Source organism: Faecalibacterium sp. DFI.5.82 (assembly GCF_029076575.1).
Lineage (GTDB): Bacteria > Bacillota > Clostridia > Oscillospirales > Ruminococcaceae > Faecalibacterium > Faecalibacterium duncaniae.
The window spans coordinates 1-315 of record NZ_JARFIS010000415.1 but is presented as its reverse complement, the minus strand read 5'-3'; the positions used below and the strand labels follow the sequence as shown (position 1 = coordinate 315).

Here is a 315-nt window from a genome sequence, read left to right as displayed (position 1 = left end):
GGCAGCACTGCCAGCGAAAGGCTGGTGGTCTCGCCCACGGCAATGGTGCTGGATGCAAGGGTGATATCCATTTCGGTGGCACTCATGCTGGCATCCGGCTGGGGGGTGATGGTATAGGTGCAACTCACCCCGCCGCAGGTGGCGGTGATGTTGGCCGTACCCAGGCCCACAGCCTGCGCCACGCCCTCACTGTCCACCGAGACTACATTGGGGTTATCAGAGACTTAGGTCACGCCGTTCTTGCTGGCGGCATTGGCGGGGGTGGTCACCGGGGAGAGCTGCTGGGCCGTGCCCGCCAGCGGGGCGGCATCGTAG

At 65.1% G+C, this 315-nt stretch carries 1 pseudogene; it reads right to left on the bottom strand.

From position 1 onward, the window contains the following. Positions 1-197 (bottom strand): annotated as a pseudogene (locus P0G09_RS17225) (hypothetical protein); the annotation flags it as partial. Positions 198-315: the final 118 nt, after the last annotated feature.